This is a genomic window from Paraglaciecola sp. L1A13 (assembly GCF_009796745.1).
Taxonomy (GTDB): domain Bacteria; phylum Pseudomonadota; class Gammaproteobacteria; order Enterobacterales; family Alteromonadaceae; genus Paraglaciecola.
The window spans coordinates 2762633-2785913 of record NZ_CP047024.1 but is presented as its reverse complement, the minus strand read 5'-3'; the positions used below and the strand labels follow the sequence as shown (position 1 = coordinate 2785913).

Annotated in this window: 19 protein-coding genes and 1 riboswitch; of the genes, 5 read left to right on the top strand and 14 right to left on the bottom strand. The window is 45.2% G+C overall.

What is annotated here, in order from left to right:
- Positions 1–36 precede the first annotated feature (36 nt).
- The 3 genes from GQR89_RS11610 to GQR89_RS11600 all read left to right on the top strand — a co-directional run bounded on the left by GQR89_RS11610 (position 37) and on the right by GQR89_RS11600 (position 2494).
- The gene (locus GQR89_RS11610) at positions 37–1263 is read left to right on the top strand and encodes an alginate export family protein (protein ID WP_158770200.1); all 1227 of its coding nucleotides are present in this window, start codon (positions 37–39) and stop codon (positions 1261–1263) included.
- 284 nt (positions 1264–1547) lie between these two features.
- The gene (locus GQR89_RS11605; protein ID WP_158770199.1) at positions 1548–1745 is read left to right on the top strand and encodes an antitermination protein NusB; all 198 of its coding nucleotides are present in this window, start codon (positions 1548–1550) and stop codon (positions 1743–1745) included.
- A gap of 29 nt (positions 1746–1774) precedes the next feature.
- Entirely contained in the window at positions 1775–2494 is a 720-nt protein-coding gene (locus tag GQR89_RS11600) for an SIMPL domain-containing protein (RefSeq protein ID WP_158770198.1), read from the top strand.
- Positions 2495–2825: 331 nt separating this feature from the next.
- On the opposite strand, the gene GQR89_RS11595 is transcribed toward GQR89_RS11600, so the two are convergent.
- The 12 genes from GQR89_RS11595 to GQR89_RS11540 form a co-directional block, all read right to left on the bottom strand.
- Positions 2826–5447: a cation-translocating P-type ATPase gene (locus tag GQR89_RS11595; RefSeq protein WP_158770197.1), complete on the bottom strand. Its 2622-nt coding sequence runs from the start codon at positions 5445–5447 to the stop codon at positions 2826–2828.
- A gap of 1 nt (position 5448) precedes the next feature.
- Complete coding sequence (locus GQR89_RS11590; RefSeq protein WP_158770196.1) at positions 5449–6033, bottom strand: hypothetical protein; 585 nt, start codon at positions 6031–6033, stop codon at positions 5449–5451.
- Positions 6034–6039: 6 nt separating this feature from the next.
- Entirely contained in the window at positions 6040–6309 is a 270-nt protein-coding gene (locus tag GQR89_RS11585) for a DUF211 domain-containing protein (protein ID WP_158770195.1), read from the bottom strand.
- Positions 6310–6696: 387 nt separating this feature from the next.
- Complete coding sequence (locus GQR89_RS11580) at positions 6697–7068, bottom strand: glutathione S-transferase N-terminal domain-containing protein (protein WP_158770194.1); 372 nt, start codon at positions 7066–7068, stop codon at positions 6697–6699.
- Between the two features lie 117 nt (positions 7069–7185).
- The gene (locus GQR89_RS11575) at positions 7186–7749 is read right to left on the bottom strand and encodes a TMEM165/GDT1 family protein (protein WP_158770193.1); all 564 of its coding nucleotides are present in this window, start codon (positions 7747–7749) and stop codon (positions 7186–7188) included.
- An 82-nt stretch (positions 7750–7831) separates the two neighbouring features.
- A riboswitch (yybP-ykoY riboswitch) is annotated at positions 7832–7949 on the bottom strand.
- Between the two features lie 625 nt (positions 7950–8574).
- A complete protein-coding gene (locus tag GQR89_RS11570) occupies positions 8575–9825 on the bottom strand; it encodes an ABC transporter permease (protein WP_158770192.1) in 1251 nt (416 codons plus the stop codon).
- A 10-nt stretch (positions 9826–9835) separates the two neighbouring features.
- A complete protein-coding gene (locus GQR89_RS11565; protein WP_158770191.1) occupies positions 9836–11152 on the bottom strand; it encodes an ABC transporter permease in 1317 nt (438 codons plus the stop codon).
- Between the two features lie 9 nt (positions 11153–11161).
- Complete coding sequence (locus GQR89_RS11560; RefSeq protein ID WP_233268950.1) at positions 11162–11908, bottom strand: ABC transporter ATP-binding protein; 747 nt, start codon at positions 11906–11908, stop codon at positions 11162–11164.
- A gap of 101 nt (positions 11909–12009) precedes the next feature.
- Positions 12010–13341, bottom strand: a complete 1332-nt coding sequence (locus tag GQR89_RS11555; RefSeq protein ID WP_158770190.1) for an efflux RND transporter periplasmic adaptor subunit — start codon at positions 13339–13341, stop codon at positions 12010–12012.
- Positions 13342–13749: 408 nt separating this feature from the next.
- A complete protein-coding gene (locus tag GQR89_RS11550) occupies positions 13750–14214 on the bottom strand; it encodes a pyridoxamine 5'-phosphate oxidase family protein (RefSeq protein ID WP_158770189.1) in 465 nt (154 codons plus the stop codon).
- A 249-nt stretch (positions 14215–14463) separates the two neighbouring features.
- On the bottom strand, positions 14464–15648 hold the full coding sequence (locus tag GQR89_RS11545) for a PepSY domain-containing protein (RefSeq protein WP_158770188.1): 1185 nt from the start codon (positions 15646–15648) through the stop codon (positions 14464–14466).
- A gap of 90 nt (positions 15649–15738) precedes the next feature.
- Positions 15739–17880, bottom strand: a complete 2142-nt coding sequence (locus GQR89_RS11540; protein WP_158770187.1) for a TonB-dependent receptor — start codon at positions 17878–17880, stop codon at positions 15739–15741.
- Positions 17881–18136: 256 nt separating this feature from the next.
- Here GQR89_RS11540 and GQR89_RS11535 point away from each other — a divergent pair, with 256 nt between their 5' ends.
- Positions 18137–19090 carry a DUF2608 domain-containing protein gene (locus GQR89_RS11535; protein WP_158770186.1) on the top strand — a complete coding sequence of 318 codons (954 nt, stop codon included), beginning with the start codon at positions 18137–18139 and terminating at the stop codon, positions 19088–19090.
- Positions 19091–19235: 145 nt separating this feature from the next.
- On the opposite strand, the gene GQR89_RS11530 is transcribed toward GQR89_RS11535, so the two are convergent.
- On the bottom strand, positions 19236–21263 hold the full coding sequence (locus GQR89_RS11530; RefSeq protein WP_158770185.1) for an NADPH-dependent 2,4-dienoyl-CoA reductase: 2028 nt from the start codon (positions 21261–21263) through the stop codon (positions 19236–19238).
- A gap of 175 nt (positions 21264–21438) precedes the next feature.
- On the opposite strand from GQR89_RS11530, the gene GQR89_RS11525 reads away from it, so the two are divergent.
- Complete coding sequence (locus GQR89_RS11525; RefSeq protein ID WP_158770184.1) at positions 21439–22368, top strand: carbon-nitrogen hydrolase family protein; 930 nt, start codon at positions 21439–21441, stop codon at positions 22366–22368.
- A gap of 124 nt (positions 22369–22492) precedes the next feature.
- Here GQR89_RS11525 and GQR89_RS11520 read toward each other — a convergent pair whose 3' ends face one another.
- Positions 22493–22759 (bottom strand): DksA/TraR family C4-type zinc finger protein, encoded by a 267-nt coding sequence (locus GQR89_RS11520; protein ID WP_158770183.1) that lies wholly within the window; start codon positions 22757–22759, stop codon positions 22493–22495.
- Positions 22760–23281 lie beyond the last annotated feature (522 nt).

The window sequence follows — 23281 nt, the reverse complement described above, 5'->3', positions numbered from 1 at the left end:
AAAAACAAATTATAAACTCTGAATTAAGGAAGCAACATGATCGCACACACGAAACTTAATAATAAAAATAAATCAAAATTAGCCCTAATGATTGGTCTGTTATGTGCCGGTGCGAGTATCGGTCAAGTCCAAGCCGAACAAAGTATTACTCAAGCGCTGAAAGACGGAACTGCCGCAGTCGATTTGCGTTTGCGTTATGAGAATGTTGAGCAAGATACTAACGATGCCAATGCCTTAACGCTGCGCACGTTGCTAGGCTATACCACCGGCAGCTTTAAAGGTTTCTCAGCCAAAATTGAAGTGGAAGATACGCGTATTGTATTAGGTGAGGGAGATTACACTGTCGGGCCTAGTGGCTATAACCTAGGGCAATATTCTGTTATCGCCGATCCTGAGCATACTGAGTTAGATCAGGGCTATGTACAATATCAAAACGAGAGTTTGACAGCGAGATTTGGCCGGCAGGTGATCGCTATGGACAGCCACCGATTTGTCGGGCACGTTGGGTGGCGCCAAGATCGACAAACCTTCGATGGGGTTAGCGTTAAATACGCACCAAGTAAAGCGCTCACCTTAAATTATGCCTACCTTACACAACGTAATCGTATTTTCGGCGAAGACGCCGATCTTGATAGTAAAGATCATCTTATCAACGCATCTTACAAAACATCCGTTGGTACGTTTGTAGGATACAGTTATTTACTGGAAGTGGATAATGAAACGGATAATTCTCTTGATACCTATGGCGTAAGTTTCAATGGTAGCGGCAAACTTGCAGACACAACAATATTGTATGGTGCCGAATATGCCACCCAAAGTAGTGAAACGGATACCACTGACTTTGATGCAGATTATTTAATGCTTGAAGCAGGTGTCAAACTTTCCGCAGTGACCGTAAAACTCGGTTATGAGTCGTTGGGTTCAGATGATGGTCAGTATGGTTTTTCCACCCCTCTTGCTACCTTGCACAAATTTAACGGCTGGGCTGACATGTTCCTTAATACACCCGCTCAGGGCCTTGTGGATGTGAACGTAACCGTAGCGGGCAAATTAGCCGGCGGCGGATGGAGTGTGGTGTATCATGACTTTAGCGCCGACGAAGAAAGTGATGTGATCGATGATCTAGGCAGTGAAATAGACGTTAGCTATGTGCGAAAATTTACCGGTGGTTATGCAGCAGGTATTAAGTATGCGGCCTACTCAGGAGACAGCGGCATACAAGATACCGATAAATTTTGGTTGTGGGGCAGTGCATCTTTCTAAACAAATCGAGGGCCCGGGCAAGCGCTAAGGGCATAGCCTATGTGATGCTTGGTTATACGACCCAACTATAGCGCCTACTATTGCTCCAGTGCAAATTCAGGGCTGGGCAATAAAACGCGAAACAAAAGCAAGTCAGCACTTAGTGCTAGGCTTGCTTTTTTACGTGTGCTGCGCTGAACAAGACGTTACAAGCGTTAAAAAAGAAGCATGATTCAATAGGGTTTGATAAGCTAGTTATTGAAAGCCAAATTGCACGCTATTTTTTAATATTTTCAAGGATATATATGTCGGAATTCGAATCCATCGCCAATACTAGCTCCTATTTTGTCGGCTGGTTTACACTCGCATTGATTAACGCCGGTTTGGCACAAGGTAAGGGCCGAAATGGACTGATATGGTTTATTGTTTCTTTGTTTGTCGGTCCTATTGCCACACTATTGATTGTTGTGTTTGAAAACTTAAACAAGCAGCGTCACTTTTAGCCTAAGCATGTTTAAAAATAGAGTGAATTATGGCGACTCAAGGTAAAGGCCCAGCGTTAATTTTAGGTGCGTTTTTGTGCGCAGGGCTGGTTGCTCTTGGGTATCAAATCAGCCATTCGGTCATTGAGTATCGCCAGTTCGAGCGCAGCGTTACTGTAAAAGGATTATCTGAACAGGAATATCCTGCTGATATCGTCATTTGGCCGATTCAATATACCGTGGCTGATAACTCCCTTGAATCACTTTACGCGTCCATAGAAAGTAATACCGCGTTGATTTCTGAATTTTTAGAAGAGCGGGGTATCGCCGAGACCGACATCAGTGTATCGGCTGCCGCCATTACAGATAAATCCGCTCAGCAGTATGGTGGTAATGCGACTCCAACTTTTCGTTTTACCGCGGTGCAAACGGTCACTGTGTATTCGAGTAATATTGATCTTGTGCGTGGCGTGATGGAACAATTAACCGAATTGGGTAAAAAAGGCATTGTGCTCAATCAAAATAATTATCAGGCCAATGTTGAGTATATTTTCACGCGATTAAATGAAGTGAAACCCAAGATGATCGAAGAAGCAACCACCAAAGCCCGTGAAGTCGCCCAGAAATTTGCGAAGGATTCAAAGAGTTTATTAGGCAAGATTAAACGCGCCTCGCAAGGCCAGTTTAGTATTAGCGCTCGGGATCGTAACAACCCACATATTAAAAAATTACGAGTGGTTTCCACGGTTGAATATTATCTATCTGATTGAGGTTGTATTTATTCTTTGGGTTGCGCATTGCAGCAAGTCCTTACCAATCCGACCTTTTATGCTGACCCATTCGTCACTCTGATACAAGCCACTCTTTTCTTAAATTTGCAGCCTGACCCGATGCTAAACACGCACTTTTGGGGGGCGTGTGATACTTACTTTCTACGCTTGTTCCTATTTATGTGATTAAAGGGGCGTTTTCCGTTACATCTACGTCATTCAAGTACCACATATAACGAAGCGGTGCATATCTAACTAATGGATTTTGTCTGATTAGGCTTAAACATGCGCCGCGCACTATAGGCCTCTAATTACGCCATTTAAAACCCAATTATTGCTCATATATGATCCCGCGGCGCATTAGCCATTTTTCAATCTCGACCGCAAACAGAATAAGAGAAGAAATAAACAGGCAAGCTGCGAGATCTAGCATGGGTAGAGGCTGTGTGTGGAATATGGTGTTGAACGCCGGCGTATAGATCACCACCAACTGCAAGAATAGCGTGAGTATAAATGCCCCGAGCATCGGCAGATTACTTAGCAGACCAACTCGCCACAAGGACGCACTCTCGCTGCGTACCGCTAGAGAATGAAACAACTGAGATACCGTCAATACGGTAAAGACCATTGTTTGCCAGTATGCCACGTCGCGAGAAAGCGCCCAGGCTAGAGTCGCAAGCGATATGCCACCAATAAATAATCCGACCCATATAATATGTTGCCACATGCCATGAGAGAAAATATTCTCATGTGGTGGGCGAGGGGCCCGTTTCATTATTCCCGGCTCGGCAGGCTCGGTTGTTAATGCAAGACCCGGAAGGCCATCGGTCACTAAGTTGATCCACAAAATATGGATAGGCAGTAAAGGAATAGGCAACCCGAGAAATGGGGCGAGAAACAACGTCCATATTTCACCAGAGTTGGAACTCATGGTGTACTTAATAAACTTACGAATATTGTCGAATATGCGCCGCCCAGAACGTATCGCTCGCACGATCGATGAAAAATCATCATCCAGCAATACCATATCTGACGCTTCTCGTGCCACATCGGTTCCTTTTTGACCCATGGCCACACCAATATTCGCACGCTTCAATGCTGGGGCATCGTTCACGCCATCTCCCGTCATAGCGACAAATTCGCCCTTGGCCTGTAGCGCTTTCACGATGCGTAACTTTTGTTCAGGATCTACTCTGGCATAGACTCGTATTGTTTCAACGAGTTGAGAGAATTTTTTATCGGGTATCTTTGCTAGTTCATCACCGCTTAACATCGCTTGCTCGTCATCAGTAATGCCGAGGCGCTGTGCAATGGCCATCGCGGTTCCGGGGTGATCGCCTGTGATCATGACAGGAATAATTCCCGCGGTTAGACAATCAGTTACCGCTTGGGACGCTTCAGGTCGGGGGGGATCAATTAACGCCACCAGCCCTAAAAATATTAGCTCACGCTCCACCGTTTCTGCCTTCAGTGGCTCGGGTAATCCATTGAACTCACGTTTTGCAAATGCCAGTACGCGGTAACCTTTATTTGCCAACTGTGCCGCCTCAGCCAGCACATCCGCAATGTCAAATTTCGTGACGCTATCGTTGCCCAAACTTTGGGTACATTGTTGTAGTACCCGTTCCGGCGCTCCTTTAATAAATCCAGTTACCCCGTCAGATGTTTGATGCAAGGTTGTCATCTGTTTTCGCTCACTATCAAAGGCGATAGCGGCTAAGCGCGGCTTCTGTTGCTCTAAGACAAACTTGTCAAAACCAGCACTTTGAGCTGCTTCAAACAGGGCCAGTTCAGTAGGCTCACCAGCGGGTTTATCATCTTTAACGGTGATGTCATTGTTCAGTGCCATGGCATATCCCAGTTCTGTCCCTGGACTGTTAGCGCCTGACTCAGGCAATGACTCGAATGTTTCGCCTGCAACGAAAAATAACTCAGCGGTCATAACATTTTGTGTCAAGGTACCTGTTTTGTCGGTGCAGATGTAAGTAACTGACCCCAAGGTTTCCACCGCGGGTAAGTTACGCACCAAAGCGTTATGACGGATGAGCTTACGTGCACCCAAAGCAAGTGAAATGGTCACTACTGCTGGCAGGGCTTCAGGTATCGCTGCAACAGCCAAACTCACCGCGGTTAAAAACATCAGTAATATGGGCTGCCCTTGTAATAAACCTGCGCCAAACACCAGCATGCATATTGCCAGCACGGCTAAAGCAAGGTAACGGCCAAAGCGAGACAACCGGGTCTGCAAGGGGGTTTTAGCGCTCGCCTCGTCTTGCAGTAGTCCCGCAATTTGGCCTATCTGTGTCGCCATTCCACTGGCAACCACCACGCCCTTGCCGCGGCCACGTGTAACCATGCTGCTTTTAAACACTAAATTAAAACGGTCGCCTATAGGCAACTCAGGATCAGCTAAAGACGCTATTTGTTTTTCTATTGCATGTGACTCACCGGTCAATGCCGATTCATCGATTTGAAGCTCTTCTTCCTCCAATAACCGCAAATCAGCAGGTACTAAATTTCCTGCCTCGAGCATCACTACATCACCGGGCACCAGTTCTGCTGCGTCTATCGTAACTTCATGTGCATCACGTAATACATGCGCATCTGGTGCGGCCATTTTTCGTAGCGCTGCTACTGCTTGTTCTGCTCTAAATTCTTGTACCGTGCCGATGATCGCATTCAGTAACACGATCACCAAAATAGCCACGGTATCTTGCAGCTCACCAATAAATCCCGAAATGAGTGCCGCCACAAGCAGCACAACAATCATAAAGTCAGAGAACTGACCGAGTAAAATAAACAACAGAGAACGTCGCTTTTTTTCGACAAGCGCGTTGGGGCCATATTCGGCCAGACGTTTTTTGGCTTCCTCTGTTGATAGGCCACAGAGCGATGATCCAAGCTGCTGCAGAACATCAGCGGGTGATAAATTGTGCCACTTGAATGTTGACATGTTAATTTCCGGCCAAGAAGTAAATAAGCGAAGCGGTTATCAGTGCAACCAATAAGGTCTGGATGCCACTTCGTAACCAGGTTACACCCGATATTCGGCCGAGAAAAACCCCTAATAAAAACGTCAGTAGGAGTGCAACAAAGCTAGCAGCATAAAGGGGGGGAAAAGGAAAGTTGACGCCCGCATGTGCCAGCCACAAAGGTAACAATATTAGCAGTGAAATAATCAGCGGTGCCAAGCCATTAACGAGTCCAATTAACAGGGGGACCCAGCGTGATGCAACACCGTGAGCACTGCCATGAAGATCACTGATCATTGCCCTTTCTAGCTTTCCCAAAGCATACTTTCGTTCTGCTGACTCGCTGATATAAGCGCTACTGATACCGCTCATGCCCAAAGCGATAGCAGCGCCTAAACAGACGCTAAGAATCATGGATAAATCGACCGGCTCACTGACAATAAAGCCCATGATCAACCCAAGCATCGTCAGTGCGCCATCAAAGCCATTGACAACAAAATAACGACGCACTATTCCTTGCGAGCGGGTGATATCGAGCAAGAACAGAGCCTGCCTAAACAAACTCATAAAATATTAATTGACCATGGTTTCATTATGCACTTCAACCTCATCAATACTGTGAATCGAACCACCCATATTGGTAATAGCAGATTGGACAGCGTTAAAATTAATTGCGTTACCTTTAAGCTCAACTTGAACTGTTTCGGTATTTTCATCTACGTCAATTACCACTAATTTAACGCGATAATCGATACCAGCCTCAGTAATGGCCTGCGAAAACTCAAGGGCATTAGGCTGATGAGGTTTGAGTACATCCAGCACGATCCTTTTGACGTTAACCATAATGTGCCGCCCTAAATTTCAGTTATCTTAACCATAGCTTATAAACCCTTGCCGTTATCCCCAGAGCTATATTTTCATGGGTAAACCCATTTAATAGCACAATCAAGGTGAAGGAAAATCTTAAGGTTCACTTCTGGATATAAATCAATTTTTCACCGCGCATCACCGTTTACGTTTTAACGTGTTATCGGTTGTTTGGGCGAGACTAACGAAATACAGCGTAATAATTGATGGGCCTTATTCTATGAAATGACATTCCGCTTATGCTGGCTTATTCGCCACGTATGCATTGGGTAAATACACCTACGCATTAACGAATAGGCACAAAAAAGCCGGGGTTAATACTATTAGCCCCGGCTTTTTTCTCGGATTTTTATTTTGCTACTTTTAAGCGAACTTCTGCTCAAGAAATTTTATGATCTCAGAGGATTCATACATCCAGGTGTCTTGGCCGTCTTTTTGAATACGTAAACAAGGCACTTTTACTGCACCACCGCCGCTTAGTAAAGCCGCACGATGCTCTGAACCTTCTTTTGCATTGCGCTTTTGCATGGGTAAGTTTAAACGATGTAAAGCTCGGCGTGTTTTCACACAAAATGGACAGGCATAAAATTGGTAAAGCGCATAGTGACTTATTTCTTCTTCTACCTTTGCTTGCTCTTGGGGACTACGTTTTTGCTTACGGGGGCGGGTGATTAAATCTACTAAAATAATCAATCGACCTAACGCTTCACGGATAAACTTAACAATAAACTTCATTTCTAGCACTTAACCTCGTTGAACAATGGGGCACATTATAATCATTATCGCCTGCAAAAGAGAGGCATTAATGATAACAAAACATTTCTTAATTTATTTCCTATAGCTAGCTAGATTTTATTGAAACTGGGTAACGAGGCCATATACACCGATAACAACAAATACTAACGCCGCTAAGGCGCGTGTTAGAGCAAATGGGATCCGCTTCATTAAATAATTACCCGCAAATACCACAGGAACATTGGCCAACAACATACCCAAAGTGGTGCCCAAGGTGACCCACAACAATGATTGATATTGAGCGGCTAATAACACAGTGGCAATTTGTGTTTTATCGCCAATCTCAGCAATGAAGAACAGGACTAAAGACACAACAAACGCGCCATATTTGTCCAAAGTGGTATTGGGGGCGTCGTCTTTATCTGGGATCAATAACCACAAACCCACGGCGATAAAGCTAGCATTGATAATAATGACGCCTAATTCGCTGGTCAAAAATTGACTCAGCCATGCACCAAACCAAGCGGACATGCCGTGATTTAAAATGGTCGCGACTAAAATCCCCGCAATTATGTGCCAAGGTTTTTGTAAACGTGTCACAAGTAACAAGGAAAGCAATTGAGTTTTATCGCCCATTTCGGCGAGGGTAACGGTAAGTGTTGAGGTAAAAAAGGCGTCCATTTAGATTCTCGAGCGGGATACTTAACCAAAGGCAAATAGCCGCCTCCCGCATTTGGGGCGCTATTTACCTTAGGTCTTGCCGATACTAATCACTCACAAATGATTGCGTTAGTACGAAACTGCCATAAGCCGTGAGGGCTCAAGTATGTTGACAGTCTCACTCATAAAACATGAGCGGGCTACTCCCCTAAGACGGAGGCAATGTACCGAAACCAGATAAATTATTCAAGCATTAATGACGCAAAAACACTGTTTTTTGCTCCTAATGAAAACCCTGTTGATACAGCCAGTGCATAGCTTCTTTTGGCGCAGAATATAGGGCAATAGTATCTTTTTGAGGTTATTGGTCAAGTACTGCTGAAGGGTGAAACGCTTAATCTGCGCTTGTCCATACCACAACAAATACAAGATGGGAGCGATTATTGGCGCTTACCCATTTTTCTATTAATGTGTCGTTAATCTCAAGTACGCGCTGTCGAGTTGGCGTATCTGTCTCTTCTAGTTATTGAATACTTTTCTTGATGCCACTTTATCAATCGTACCGATGATTTCCGTAATTGAAATATTCCCATCTAGGGTCGAGCTCAAAACGCATGGAAAACGCATATTTATCCATTAGGCAATGGGCGTGGTTCTGATGGCAGAAAAAGTAACGAATAGAATAGTTGAAGGGGCACATCATCGCGTATTTACCGTTTTAAAAGCAAGGTAAAGAAAAAGTGTAAATCATTAATAGCCTATAAAAATTAAGCCAGTGGCACCCTCTTTTAAGGTGACACTGGTCATAATGTTGCTTGGGGGAGGGCGATAGGGGTAAATGTGGCTTTACGCACTCCTTGTGGCAAGCGCTGGCGGTATGCTCGCGGCTTTCTTGGCGGGGCCATACACAGCTAACTGGCCCACTAACCAAAGCGCTAACATACCAAGAGGAATATAATACCAGGCGATAGGGGTAAGACTAAACGCGTCGACCAGCACTATGTTTAAACCCACCGTTAATAGTGCTCCGAGTAACACCCCTGCGGTGCTGATTAGTAAGTTTTCAAGCATGAAGTAGCGCACAATGGCTTGTTGACTTGCCCCGAGTGCCCGGCGTGTACCAATTTGTCTTTTACGCTGATTGACACTGAAACTAACCAGCCCGACAATGCCCAAACCAGTAACAATCACTAAGATCACCATGACGGTAATAAGAATACTGATCATGGCGCTGTTGTCGCGATAGGCGCGCAGGCGGGTTTCGTCAATACTGCGCAGGTCTTTAACGATCCGCCCTGGGTTACTTTTTGCTAACGCGCTTTCGACTTGGGTCATGAGGCGGTCGCGCTCACCTGGCTCAGACCGAATGAAATAACCACTGGATTTTGCATCGCGTATCTCAGGGGTTAACATCACGTTTTCAACGTTATCCCAGCCCACCCAAGGAGCCTGGAGTTTATCGATAATGCCAGTGATAATGATGGGCTCGATATCATTGATGTATACCGTTTTCCCCACGGCCGCTAAGCCATTATTAGGAAATAACCGATTTGCCATTGCCAGCGTAATAATGATTTTATCTGGCCAATGGGTTTGGCTAGAAGCGCGCACTTGAATATCAGTTGCCGAGAAGTTTTCGCCTGCCACTAGGGCTACATCTAGCGCGTTCAAAGCGTGTTCATCCACCATATACACGGCAGTACCTGTACCATCAAACTCTGCTCCTGGTTTGGTTTTCAGTCCCATCGACCAGCCACTGCCACTCAATGGCACTGCATTGATCTGTATGGCGTCAACCACACCATTTAGGGAGCGAATGAGGTTTAAATCTTCTTGCGTGCTCACAAGACCATTATAATCATGGCTAAAGCCGACGCTGGATATGAAAAAACTGTTTGCTTCATCAATTCCGCTCGGACGTTGCATTTTTTCACTGCGCTCGACAATGATATAAATCGCGTTAACCACAATCGTCATGGTAAATGCAATTTGCAGGGCAATAAGCATGGCGCCGACCTTGTTGCGCAGTAACGTTCTAAAAATAGGACCTATTTCCCAATTTTCAGTAAAAAATGAGGGAGTGCTTGAATATGTCACAAGGTTATCCTTATTGGCTTTTAAGCTGACTGGCAGGGGCAATATTACACGCGCGCCACGTTGGGTATAAACCGGCACACACACTTGCGAGCAATGACAATAACAATGCGAGCGTAATCATGGTGGCGTCTAAACTGGCGAGATCGTTCAGCACATCGCCATACAACCGACGTATTCCTACTAATCCTAGAAACGCCAAGCCTAATCCCAGGATCCCTCCCGCAATACCGACCGCGGCGGTTTCAATCGTGTATTGGAAAAAGAGATCACCCTTGGTTGCTCCAACGGCTCTGCGCAGGCCAATTTCTGCAGATTTCGCACTAAATTTAGCCAGTTGTAGGCCAATCGTATTAAGTAAGCAAACGAGTAAAAACATGAATGACAGCCACATCATGATCTGTGCATCGTCGGCAACGACATCTTGATCGTCCATCCATTGCATAACATTTAGTATTTGATTGTTTAAGGGGCGAGGGAAGCGGCCTAACTCTTTTTGGTCGTTCACGTAGTTATTCAAAAACGCCATATACGCTTGTTTGTCTTGCAGCGTTGGCAGCTCGACCCACATTTGAAAGTTAATACATTCGGATTGTAAGAAGGCGGCAAATCCCTCACCGTCAGGGGTTTTCCAGCAATTCGTATTGCCCCAATTAGGCAGTTCCAATTCTTGTTTTAAATAAAATGGCATAAAGAGCTCTTCTGGTTCGTCAAATGCGCCATTGTTCACATCATAAAATTTGGGTAAGGGTTGCCAGCTCGCCAGTACGCCAATGACCCGAAATGATTTTCCACCTATGATAATGCTCTTGCCAACGGAGTTTTGCCCAGCAAACACTTTGTCGTTAATGTCTTTACTCAGTACGACCACCATCTGTCGATCATCGTCTGCTTTTTGATCCCAGGCGTTACCGTATTTAAATGGTACGTTAAACATGGGGAAAAAATCCTTAAACGCTAAGCGTATCGATGCTTCAAAAGGGCTGATATCGCCATTGCTTGGCTCAATAATGGCCCCAGATTTCGCCATGGCGCTCTGGCGATAGGCTTTGTTCGCGGACATCAGATTTTTGGCTTCTGTCCACGTTAGTTGATTAGGGGGTGTGTTTGGCTCATCGTTAAACCCTCTGTTTGGATCCCAACTATCCACTTGGACATGAAATAACTGCCCGCTTTTACTGGGTATGGGATCCGCTGACATCAAGTAATTGACGGTGACCGTAGTCATACTTGCGCCAATTCCTAATGCAATAGCTGCCACCATCAACCCCGTTAAAATAGGATTACGTTTAAAGCTCTTAAACGCTAATTTGAGATAATAATTAAACATGTGCTTTCCTTAACGACCCTGCGCTGAAACCGCGTTTACCGATGACAAGGGAGTAACATCGCTATTTGAGGTCGATATTATTTGCTCCCCAGTGCTTTCGCTGACTCTGCCATCACGTACGTGAATATTGCGTTTGGCTTGAGCGGCGAGCTCGGTGTCGTGAGTCACCATGATGATGGTCGTGCCCTTGGCATTGATTTCTTTGAGTAACGCCATCACACTTTGCGCCATGCTGCTGTCTAGATTGCCGGTTGGCTCATCTGCCAGTAAAAAACGTGGCTCACCCGCCAATGCACGTGCAATGGCTACGCGCTGCTGTTGACCGCCGGATAACTGCGCGGGAAGGTGCTTCATGCGTTTAGCGAGCCCGACCATTTCAAGGCTTTGTTCAATGCGCTTCTTACGTTCTTGGCGATTAAAGCCGCGATAACGTAAAGGCACGTCCACATTGTCGAATAAATTTAAGTCTGGGATCAGATTGAAGCTTTGAAAAATAAAGCCAATTTTTTGATTGCGCAAACGACTTCTGGCGGCATCGTTTTGATTGCTAATGTCTACACCGTCAAGTTCAAAGCGACCTTCTTCGAACGTTTCCAGTAGCCCAGCGATATTTAAAAAGGTGGTTTTACCCGAGCCAGACGGACCTGTTACTGCCACAAAATCGCCCTCGTCAACCTGTAAATTAAATTCACGTAATGCGTGGGTTTCAATAGCATCGGTACGATATATTTTTTTAATGTCGGTCATATTTAGCATGGTATTTCCCTAAATTAGCTGCGAAGCGTAACGTCTCATTTCATCAGCATGGAGTGTTGTCATATGGCGCATCTGCGCTGAGGCGTATTTATGCCTGTGTATTACTGGGTAATGAGCACTGTTTGGGCGCCATTGAATTGTTCAGTGCTTGATATAATCACCTGCTGATCCGCGGATAAACCAGAGACAACTTCCACGTTTGCAAGGCTGCGCGCGCCGGTAATGATATCGGTGCGCTTGGCCATGTTCCCTTCAACTACATAAGCGATACGGCCGGCGTCACTTTCTAAAAATTGCCCACGGGAGAGCATTAGCACATCAGGGCGTTTTTCCATCAAAATACGCGTGCTAAGGCGCTGATTCTGACGCAACCCTTCAGGTTGTGTTAGCAATTCTCCTCGTTCGTTCTTGTCGACGAAACGTACCCGACCTGTCACTTGGTTGTTCGCAATTTCAGGTGAAATGGTCACTAAGATAGCCTGATGTTCATTGCCATTAATACTGACAATGGCTGGCATATTGATGGCTAAATCATCTGCATAACTCTCGGGTATACCGACTTCAAGCTCAAACTCAGACAAGTCCACCACGCTCAGAATAGCTTGGTTTTTCGCCACTTGGTTTTTCTGCGCGACAGCAAGATTACCGACAATGCCGCTGACGGGGGAGCGAATATCAAGCTCGTCTACCTTGCGTGACAAATCACTGACCATCAGCGCTTGGCGTTCCACCAATAACTGTTTTGACTGTACTTCGAAGGCGAGGCTTTCTTTGCTTAAATCGGCATCCTGTTGGGCATGTCTAAATACTAATTTGGCATTTTCTAAATTATCTTGGGCTTCTTCAAAGTCGATTTGGCTGATGGACTGGGTGCTAATCGCTTTATCTGCTCGGCGTTTTTCACGTTGTGCTGCGACTAATGCCACTTGGGCGAGATCCACCGATTTTTGGTTTTCTAAGGCTTGTTTCTTCGATTGAATTCGTTGGCGGTCGAGTTCCATTTTGAATTTTTGTAAGCTCGATTCTTCTTGCTGTAATTCATTGGTGAGTTCTGGGCTATCGATACTGGCCAGCACTTGGTCTTGGCGTACAGTGTCGCCTGCATCAACCAATAGGTTTATGGTGCCTTGCGCCGGACTGTATAAGCGGGGACTAATGGCCGCAACCACGCGACCCTGAACCGACAAGTCGCGAACAAGATCGCCGCGCAAAACTTTACCTAAATGAATACGTTGAGCGGATATGCTGATATCGGATGATTGCCAACTGTTGATGGTAGGTGCCATTACCCAATACAGGGCAATTATAATGGCGGTAACGGTTGCTGCGATCCAATAAGGCTTGTGAGACTGCTTTTTCGTTATGCTTATATCTTGTGCACTGGTATCCGCGATACCGTTAGTGGTCCTTTGTCCAGTGATTGGCGTGTCCATTTTCGTTCCCGATTGAATAAGTGTTCATCAGTGAATAAGTCGAGGGGACAGAGTGAAAGGTTTAAATTAAGTGAATTTTTATTTAAATCGGACTGCGGTACAGCCGCCCAATCTATTATAAACCTAACGTCGTATATCGTTATAACGCAAGCGGTTATACGGTGTTCAATGGTTGGGTAACACGTTTGAAGTAGGTTTGATTTCTATGCCACATGGCCTCTAGAAATTGCGCTGCGGTGAGTAGCGCTATCCCAAGCGTAGGCTTAAATACTATGCTCAGCCTGTTTGGAGATTAAAGAAAAATGTTCTTTAGGGTTGATGGGGCAGTAGATAAATACGACTTAACATCAACCCGTAAAATAACGAAAAGGCCGGCTTGAGTGCCGACCTTTTCTGCGTTTACTTGGTTTACAATGGGACTTTCTGATGTTCACCCATTTTTTCAGGCTTGATTTTACCGCCAAAAGTGAGATTAACTATAGCGCTGAAATCTGGATCTGCATGCCAGACTTCGGCATCATTCAGGTCCAGGCGCATCATTTTAAGGGATGGATCATCACGACCGTCTTTGTACCAAGCTGCCACATGTTTTGACCAATATTTATCGACTACCTTAGGATCGGTTTCCTCTACCAAATTGCCTGAGATGCAGGCGAACAATTTGTGATCCTTACTGGAAAACTGTGCCATTGCTGCGCCACCGGCAGCGCAGCGATTAGTTTTAGTGGTATAAAACCAAAAAGCGCTGTTAGCGTCTTTATCAAGTTGGGCATACATTGGCTCGCTATGCTCCTTTGAGTTGTTTAACCCAAGCATGACAACTGGACTATCGGCCATGGATTTCCACATTTTTTCACGTAATTCCTGAGACATAATGTCCTCCTAGTTTACTTCGTTTTCCGCGACTTAAATTACCCCAACAAGTGAGTCAATAAGTACTCGATGTAATACATGTAAAGCAGGTGATGTGCCAAATAGGGTAAAGGCTATGAATTTAAGTTTGAGGTCATGAATGACGTGGCTTGGCACTGATTAAGTGATCACGGGAAACTAAAGACAGATGAGCAAACACATAACGATCTAGGCGCTGAATTAGAAAATATTTCATAAAAGGTATAATAGTTACCGGTTGATTGATGTGTGAGTTGGTCTTCGTTTACGGGGGACTGATTTTGCTTGTGAATGACGCTTGATAAATAAGTAGCCCCCCGAGGCGACAAAAAAAATCGGTAGCAGACTTAAAAACAGCCACAAAAATTTGACGGGTAAGGCGATAAAGTCACCTATATGAAATGCGTATTTAAAATTCCATACGCGGGTTGCCAAAGAAGTCTGACTGGCATCAAAACTGTTTATAACGTTTCCTGTATAGGGGTTTGACCAGCTGTAACTATAAGCATGACTTTCATCAGGCATGCGTAGCCTGACCTTGACCGGATCTAGTACTGATTGTGGTAAATACACGCGATAGACCCACGCGTCGGTCAGTGCTGTATTGGCTGAGGCGACTGCTTTATCCAATTTATAGTGTGCTAATAGGTCGGTTTGTGACGCCATGGGCTGCGGATCTATCGGCATTGTATTGGCTAGGATTATATTTTCAGGGCTTTGAATGGCCGAGAGAGTCAATGTTTCAACGAGGTGTTGTGTGGCATCTTTAAAATAAAAGGCCAGACCGCTCAATGCAATAAGGAAGAGCGGTATCAAACTGTATACACCCAACACATTATGCAGTTGCATAAATCTAATTTTATTCTTGGCTTTCCATTTAACCTTGAGTCGTTTGAAGCGATTTTTAGGCCTGACCCAAAGATAAAATCCTAGCAGCAGTTCTATGCATAAGATTAATGAGGCAAGGGGAGGAAGTAATGCTAAGGGGTGCGCGTCGCCGTCACTGTAAAGTAACCAGCGGTGCCATGCCATCGTGAAACCATAAAAAGTCTCATCATATTGGTAGTGCAACAGAACATCACCGCTATATTGATTAATACTTACATAGCTTTTGTCAGCAAGACGTACCTGCCATGCTCGTGACGGTGACGCACTGTGTTCGATAAAAACAATAGCAGAGGAGGATATTTGCTGAATGCGTTTGGCTATTTCGCTGACTGGCAAAGTGGCCGTCGACATATTCGCCGTCGTCACATCTGCAATGCTGCTATCAGGCACAGACCAATACTGGGGATTAAGCCAAGCTTGAATGTCTTTGCCAAACACTAAAAATGCCCCAGTAATACTCAAATTCACAATAAAAATGGCACTTACTAGGGCGAGCACGAGATGCACTCGTCTAAACCAAGTTTTCAATACAACCCTCTGTGGTGATGTTATCAACGTTTACGTACTTAGCCCATTCCAACGAGATGACTGAGTTGAATGGGCTTTTATAGGCTGTACTTAGAACTGGTAGGTTGCGCCGAAGTTAACCGTCATCCCCAAGCCTTTGTGGTTGTACCCATCATAGGTATAAACTTGCGACCGCGTTGGGTAGTAATCATTGTTCAATAAGTTTTCGATGCCCATAAATATTTGCCATTGGCTATCCAATGCATAGCTACCGTTTATATTGACTAACTGATAACTTTCTATCGGTCCCTGATCGCCGACATAAGCCCCATCGATTTGGGCAAACCGGTCACGGTCGCCAACATATAGGTAGTTAAGGGCCAAGCGCGCGCCTTCAATAGGCTGCCAATTGATATTAAAAGTGCCTTTTGGGGCGCTGATGTCTTTGCCGCCCAAGTAGATATCCAGCTCGGTATTTTTACCTTCAACCCAAGAGTAGGTGGCTGAAATATCAAGATCTGAACGTACTTGGTAATTGACGAGGGCTTCGTAGCCGTAGATTTCTTGCGGGGCGCGAACGGGAAGATAAACCCCTGTTTCTGCGTCGAAAGAATTCGTTGTGCCCAGCTCAGAGGTACTGCGATAAGCCGAAAATTCAAATCGCACCCCTTCAAACTTAGACGTAAAGCCGATTTCGTAGTTGTCGATAATTGAGGCTTCTGTGCGAATAAGCGCAATATCTGTGACCGTGGCCGTTCGTAATAAGCGACCTGTATCTGAAATGTCAGCGCCTTGGGAATAACTAATAAAGGGACTAAAGGCATCGCTGATGTTGTAGCGTACAGCTACATTGTAGGTAGTCGCTTTGTAATTTAGGGTATCGCCGACGACATCGAAGGCAACAGAACATTGATCCGCTGTGCGACATAAGCGCAAGGTACTAAAATCATCTACCTTTAAATCGATATTTTCGTGGCGAACTCCAGCTTTAAGAATAATATCGTCATGTAGAATCCATTTGGCTTGTACGAAACCTGCGATGTTTTCCATGTCCATTTCAGGCACCCACACGCGACCATCGACCATGGGCTGAGACGTGACATCATTTAGGGCGTCAATGCCATAAATCAAGGTGGTTTCTATGTCTTGCCAAGTGAACTGGCTATTAAAAGTGGCGCGTAGGCCTTTTTTTTCTGACTCAATAATAGACTGACCACCATCATAACCCTGTTCGGGATTGGCTAAATTGGTCGAAAAGAAAAATACATTTTCGATAGTTTGCGCATAAGCATCGATGGTTAGTTGGGTGTTATTGAAAATCTCGTCATCGGAGTATTTCAACATAAAGTTGTGATTTTCAGGTCCTTGGGGTTCACCCACCATCGCTGCACCGATTGATGACTCGATTGCATAGGTTTTCACGCCTGAATTCACATTGCCAACGACATTGACCAAGTCAGTGTCTTGCTTTGATTTAAAGTAGTTATAGGTGATCTGTAAGGTTTTTTCGTCGTCGAATTGGTAGCCCAATTTGCTGAAGTAATTTTGTGTATTGGTATCAGACAAGCCATAGGTAAGGCCAAGAATATCGCCTTCGGCATCGCGCTGAACGCCGTTTTCTTCATAACTTGCGTTTAGCACATAACTGAATTTATCGAGTCGACCATTGATACCTGCATCGACGCGTCCTGCTAGGGTATCGTCAAGTTTAACGGCGCTAAAACGTGACGACACCGTTACGTGCCCAGCTATTGGCTTATCGGTGGCTGCTTTCTTGGTGATGTAGTTAATGATACCGCCAGCAGCGCCATTACCGTATACAGAGGTAGCGCCTTTTATCACTTCAATTCGCTCTATGGTACTTGCATCTAAGCTACGTACACCTAGCGAACCATTCCGTAGGGGGGTAGATTGCGGTACGCCGTCAATCATTACTAAGGGGGCTCGGCCTCTTAACGTTTGCCCTGAATTACTGGAAGTACCAGTAGCAGGAGCTAAGCCCGGTACTAAGGTGGATAAAAGCGATTGTAGCTCGCTGCTAACTTTTAATTGGTCCTGGATCTGCTGCTGCGTAATGATAACGATAGAGGCAGGGACTTCATCAATGCTTTCGACAATACGACTGCCCGTAACGATCATTCTTTCTAGATCGTTATTTTCTTTAAGGGTGCTACTTTCGTTAGAGGCATTATATTGCGCGTGAACACTGGCGCTAACTAGAAGAGAAAGAACTGATAAAGACGCATACTGCATGACATATCCATTAGGTGTCGGTAAAAAGTGCAGGAATGGTAATGAAAATAATTATCATTTACAATTTAAAGTTGAACTTTATTTAATTCAGATAACATGTAAACACAGTTGATTGTGACAATAGCGACAGAGCGTTGTGCTATTTGGCGTGTCAACGGCAGTTATTTTGACTGGTTTAGCCAGAGATTGTGGTTACATCCCAGACACTAAATGTTGTATTATCAGCAACCAATTTAGCGTAGAACGATTAATAATAATGCTTAATAAATTCTCATTGGCGGCAGCAAGTATTCGACCAACACCTATCTTACGTGCCGTTTTATTCGGGCTCAGTTCATCAGTATTTTTAGCTGGTTGTGCCACTGTGCAGCCTGATGCTGGTAAAGCAATAACGCAAACTGTAGAGGCTAATAATCGTAGCCAAGCCGCTAGCGTGATTTATCCGTCCACCGATCTGCAAGATGCAGTTGATAAAGCCAACACGTTAGAACCCAAATCGACACTTGTGGTATTTGATATCGACGATACATTATTGACGGCTACTGAGTTTTTTGGCAGCGATAAGTGGTATGACTGGCAACGGGGCAGAGCGCTCGATCAGCAAGGGAATGTGGTCAACACCGCCGACAGTGAAAAAGTGAACTGTTTATTTGACGTGCTAGGTATGGTATTTGAAATTGCGGTGAATAAACCCACCCAGCCAAATATGGCGGATATCGTTGATAGCGTGAATAACGATGTAGTCATTCTTACTGCCCGTTCAGGCGCTTATAGAGCGGCAACAATGCGCGAACTTGGGCGTAATCAGTTGAATTTTAAAAATAAATCATTGACGCCAGCCGGTACAGGTTATCACTATGATTACACGTTTGGTGGACGCACCGCGCAGGTAAGTTATGTGGATGGCGTGTTTATGGTACAAGGCATGAATAAAGGCGTGATGCTGTTAGATTTGCTTGATCGCACTGAGCATGATTATACGTCTGTGGTGTTTGTGGATGACAAGCAACATAATATCGACAACATGGCCAATGCGCTTAAAGACGCCAACATTAATTTTTACGGCTATCACTATAATCGCATATCAAAGGCGGTTTCAAAAACAGATGTTGCTCATGCAAGCGCTGCTAATTCGGCTTTAACGCAGTTGCTAGAAGGGTACTTTACTGATCGCGCCGAGCTTATAAATCAGCGTCAATGTGATTATTAATAAATTTATCAGCGTTAACATCTAAATTTAGAAAGCATAATGCAGCAAGCTAAATACCAATGTTGTATTGGTCGCTTGCTGTAATCATCGTTATGCCCATACTTTTCTGGTTACCGCAACGGTTGCAACAATTTAAGCCCTAGGCTTAAATTGTTGCGGCTAGTTCTGCGCCTTGTCTTATTGCGCGCTTGGCATCAAGTTCTGCCGCCACGTCGGCTCCACCGATAATATGCACGGGTTTGGCTAAAGTAAGTAGACTGTCATGCAGTTCTCGTAGTGGCTCTTGACCTGCACAAATAATGATATTGTCGGCCTCAATAATGCGCGGTTCACCTTTGATACTGACGTGTAATCCCTGGTCGTCAATTTTCAGGTACTCCACTGAGTTAATCATTTTGACGTTATGCTGTTTAAGAGACGCGCGATGAACCCAACCGGACGTTTTGCCTAACCCTGCACCCACTTTGCTAGATTTACGTTGCAATAAATACACTTCGCGCTTAGTGACAGATATTTGCGGTTGGGTTAACCCACCAGGGTGTTTTATATCTTTATCAATACCCCAATGGCTCAACCATTTATCAAGGTGTGTGGTTAATTCTTCTTGCTCGACTAGATATTCCGCTACGTCAAAGCCAATGCCACCAGCACCAATAAGCGCAACGATATTACCGACTGGCTTATGATCTCGCAGAACATCTATGTAGCTCAATACCTTTTTATGCTCAATCCCAGGGATATCTAATTGCCTTGGCTTGATGCCTGTAGCCATCACAATTTCGTCAAAATCATGCTCGCGCAAACTATCTGCATTGGCCCTGCTGTTCAAATGTAATCTTACCCCCGCAACCTCAATCATACGGGCGTAATAACGCAGGGTTTCGTAGAACTCTTCTTTACCAGGGATTTGCTTGGCGTAATTAAACTGACCACCAATTTCACTGGCTTGCTCAAACAAATGTACTTGATGTCCGCGCTGCGCAGCATAAGTAGCAAATGCCAAACCCGCTGGGCCTGCGCCAATCACGGCGAGTTTTTTTGGGGCGACGACGGCTTTAAAAATCAACTCGGTTTCGTAACAGGCTTGGGGGTTGACCAAACAACTTGCGCGTTTTTGGGCGAAGGCGTGATCTAAGCATGCTTGATTACAGGCGATACAGGTGTTGATTTGGTCAGACTCGTTGCGCACGGCTTTTGCCACAAATTGTGAATCTGCCAAAAAAGGCCGCGCCATGGACACCATATCCGCGTGGCCATTTGCTAATACTGATTCTGCCACCTCAGGGGTATTGATCCGGTTAGTGGTAATCAGGGGAATTGATACCTCAGCTTTCATTTTTTGCGTGATCCAAGTAAAGGCGGCTCGAGGTACTGAGGTCACAATGGTGGGGATGCGTGCTTCATGCCAGCCTATACCGGTATTAATCAACGTTGCGCCTGCTTTCTCGATGGCTTTTGCAAGGTAAACGACTTCGTCCCATGGAGCGCCGCCCTCCACTAAATCAAGCATCGATAGACGGTAAATAATGATGAAGTTAGCACCGACTTTCTGCCGGGTTTGACGTACGACTTCAATGGCCAAGCGAGCGCGATTTTCCAGACTACCGCCCCATTCGTCATCTCGTTGGTTGGTGCGCTCGCAGAAAAACTGATTAATAAGGTAGCCCTCGGAGCCCATTATTTCGACACCGTCGTAACCTGCCTCTTGGGCATACCCAGCACAGGCCACATAGTCAGCAATGGTCTTTTTAACGCCTCGAATAGAAAGCGCTTTAGGCTTAAAAGGCGCGATAGGGGCTTTGGTCGCAGAAGCTGATACATTAAAGGGATGATAACCATAGCGGCCTGAGTGCAGTATTTGCATACAGATTTTGCCGCCTTCGCGGTGAACCGCTTCGGTTATAATGCGATGCTTTTTAGCGTGGCGGCTAGAGCTCATGCGTCCTGCGAAAGGCGCCACCCAACCTGCGATGTTAGGGCTAATTCCACCGGTCACAATTAACCCTACACCTCCTTTGGCCCGCTCAGCATAGAATGCAGCGAGTTTACCAAAGCCACCTTTTTCTTCTTCTAATCCTAAATGCATAGAGCCCATTAGCGTTCTATTTTTCAAGGTGGTAAACCCAAGATCAAGGGGACTTAATAGATGAGGAAAGGGAGCTGAAGCTGTCATGAAATAGGCCTTATCAATATTTTTATTCAGAGTAAGGTGCTAACGAAGTAAGCGCAAGTGAACCATCGGTTATCAGAGCAAGCCATCGCAAATCGTATTGACGGGGACTTGTCAATACTGCACATTTAAATAAGGTTTAAGGCATCAATCAGTATATTAAGAAACAGGACAGTCAATGAATAAGAAAATAATAGCCGCGTTGCAACTTGGCTCATCTGCAGACGGAACCAGCGCGACGTTAGCGCGCATTATGAGTTTTAAACAGGCTATTGAAGACAGCAAGTGCGATTTATTGGTGTTACCTGAAGCGCTCTTGGGTGGGTACCCAAAAGGCGCGGATTTTGGCACGCGGGTGGGGTATCGCACTGAGCAGGGCCGTGAAGATTACTTAGCTTATTTCCAGCAAGCTATTGAAATTGACGGACCTGAAGTTCAGGCGCTCACTGAGTTAGCAATCACGTGTAATACGTCCATCGTAATAGGGGTGATCGAACGCGGGGGGAGTACGCTTTATTGTACTGCATTGTTTATCACTCAAAATGGTGAAGTGAATAAACATAGAAAGTTGATGCCAACCGCCAGTGAACGCCTTATTTGGGGGCTGGGTGATGGCTCAACCATTCCTATTGTGGACACCTCTGCTGGGCGAGTAGGCGCAGCTATTTGCTGGGAAAATTATATGCCTTTGTTACGCAGCACTATGTACGCCAAAGGAATGGATATTTGGTGTGCGCCCACTGTAGATGACCGTGATATTTGGCAAGCGAGTATGCGTCATATCGCTTACGAGGGACGTAACTTTCTCGTCAGTGCATGTCAGTACCAAGGGCCACCGTCACAAAAGGGAACGACAGAAACAGCGCCAGATAAGGCTTGGCCAGCGGATAAACCATTGATTCGCGGGGGCAGTGTTATCGTATCGCCTATGGGGGAAGTCTTAGCTGGGCCGTTGTATAATGAAGAAGGGTTAATCAGTGCCCAAGTAGACTTAGATGACATCATTAAAGCGCGTTATGACTTAGATCCCGCTGGTCATTATTCGCGGCCTGATGTGTTTAAATTGACCGTAGATGAGCGTGCTAGGCCGCCCTATAGCGCGGAGTAGATATTTGAGCTAGTGTCGCGCCGGGTATTTGGGTATTTACAGCAAGCTATTGTAGTTTGCTGTGAGGAGCGACACAGGTCTACGGCAACACCAATTCCAACTCATTCGAGTTCGGGACAGTGTATCACCGTAGTTGACTGTCTTTACTGCCACGGCGGTTGATAGAAGATTTAACACTCGCGTGCTTCTCTATTTCCGTTTGACAGTTGATGCATAACTGAACGCCTGGCACAGCGATACGCCTCCGTTCGGAAATGGGTTCATCACACTCTTCACAGAACTCGGCACTTTCTCCTTTGAGGATCTGACTTTTTGCCCGCGCCACTGCCTCATCGATGCTTGCGTCAATTTGTTCTTGTACCGCGCCGTCTTTTGCCCAACCGCCAGCCATATTACCTCCTAGTTTCTAGTTAATATTTACCTTACTTAGAAATCGCTCACTGCACTTTTTGACGTCACCCCAAGTAAAGCAACTGAATGTGCAGTAGCTAAGTAAGAGAAACGCAAGGTACAAGAGAAGCAAAGAAAGTACCGACATTCGAATTATACGCTTAGTCACGATGGGGTAAGTGTTTGCGGTTATTGCCACAGCGCAAAGTAACGTTTATTTACGTTACTTTGCAGCACCCTTTACAAGCGATATGGAAAAATTTTCACAGAGCGTTATTAGAGGCAGATTTTGGCACCATAATCACATCTTATTGCTAATCAGTGCTTGGTATTCCTATTATGAATGGGAATTCGTTTATCACTTAGTTTTTGTTGATTGCGCTTTTATTTCACATTAATAGTAAACGATCTGAAATTTTTAATACCATGAAAAGGTCTTTTGAATTGATAGATCGGCGATACCGCTTATCCCTTTGGTACTTGTTTATCAAAATGTGGGTGTTCGTTCATTTGTTCTTAACAC